2 protein-coding genes are annotated in these 1,530 nt (G+C 67.6%); both read left to right on the top strand.

Going from position 1 to position 1,530, the window contains the following annotated elements:
* Positions 1–725 (top strand): shikimate dehydrogenase (locus tag BRAO375_RS23485; protein ID WP_035641821.1); only part of this gene is annotated, 725 nt, incomplete at its 5' end.
* Positions 726–867: 142 nt separating this feature from the next.
* Positions 868–1,446, top strand: a complete 579-nt coding sequence (locus tag BRAO375_RS23480; RefSeq protein ID WP_052536124.1) for a hypothetical protein — start codon at positions 868–870, stop codon at positions 1,444–1,446.
* The last annotated feature ends 84 nt before the right edge of the window (positions 1,447–1,530 follow it).

Here is a 1,530-nt window from a genome sequence, read left to right as displayed (position 1 = left end):
CGATCGAGGCGGTGCCGCCCGAGGAGCTTGCGGACTTCGTCGCCCACCTGGGTCATCGCGGCTTCGTCGGCGCCAATGTCACCATTCCGCACAAGGAGCGGGTGCTCGAACTGGCCGAGCCTGACGCCCGCGCGCGCGCCGTCGGGGCCGCCAATACGCTGTGGTACGAGCGCGGGGTCCTGCGTGCGACCAACACCGACGTCGAGGGCTTCATCGGCAATCTCGACGCCGCCGCGCCCGGCTGGGATCGCACCGACGAGGCCCTGGTGCTCGGCTCGGGAGGCTCGGCGCGGGCCGTCGTGTTCGGGCTGCTGGAGCGCGGCATCGGCCGCGTCCACGTTATCAACCGCACCGCCGCCCGCGCGCAGGCATTGGCCGATGAGTTCGGTAGCCGCGTCGTCCCGGAAGGTTGGGACCGCGTCGGCGCACTGCTGCCCGGCGCGGGCCTGTTCGTGAACACCACCTCGCTCGGCATGCACGGCCAGCCCCCGCTCGAACTCGATGTCGATCTCTTGCCGCCGCAGGCCGTTGTCGCCGACATCGTCTATGTGCCGCTGCAGACGCAATTGCTGGGCGCGGCGCGTGCGCGGGGCCTGCGCACCGCGGATGGTCTCGGCATGCTGCTGCATCAGGCGGTCCGCGGCTTTGAACTGTGGTTTGGCCGGCGCCCGCAGGTGACGCCCGAGCTGCGGGCGCTGGTCGAGGCCGATCTCACAAAGGCTTGAAGCCGGAATAACTTCCAAAACCGGGCGTTTCACTCGTCATGCGTCCGCGCCCCGACTAAGTCACGCGGAGCTTTCGTCTCAAGCCCGGAGCTCATGCATGTTCGTCCGCACCCTTCTGATCCGTCCCTTCGTTGCACTCGCGATGGTTGCGGCGACATCCGTGTTTGCAATCTGCCAACAGGCCCCGGTCCCGACGCGCGTGCGTGGCGCCATCGAGAGTGTCGATGCCGATACGATGACGGTGAAGGCGCGAAGTGGAGAGATCTTCAAGCTGCGCATGGCCGGTGATCTCAGAGTCTCCGGCGTGGTGAAGGCCGACCTTTCCGACATCAAGCTCGGCTCGTTCATCGGCGCCACCACGGTGCCGGGCCCGGACGGCGCGCCCAAGGCGGTCGAGATCCACATCTTCCCCGAGGAGATGCGCGGCACCGGCGAGGGCTCGCGGTCATGGGACCTGAAGCCGAATTCGAGCATGACCAATGCCACCGTGTCCGAGAGCTCGGTGTCGACGGACGGTCATACGCTGCTGGTCAAGTACAAGGGCGGCGAGAAGCGCGTCGACATCGCTCCGGACACGCCGATCGTCACCTTCGTGCCCGGCGACAAGTCCGAGCTGAAGGCCGGTGCAAAGGTGATGGCCACCGTCAAGCAGCTGCCGGACGGCTCGCTCGAAACCAGCCGCGTCAGCGTCGGCCGCGACGGCCTGACGCCGCCGATGTAGCATTGACCTAAGGTGTCGCGCTCAGGCCTGTCCTCACAACTGGTGTCGTCCCGGCGAATGCCGGGACCCATACCCCCAGGGAGC

Source organism: Bradyrhizobium sp. ORS 375 (genome assembly GCF_000239775.1).
Taxonomy (GTDB): domain Bacteria; phylum Pseudomonadota; class Alphaproteobacteria; order Rhizobiales; family Xanthobacteraceae; genus Bradyrhizobium.
Note: the sequence above shows the minus strand (reverse complement) of the source record. Positions and strands in the feature narration are given on the sequence as shown.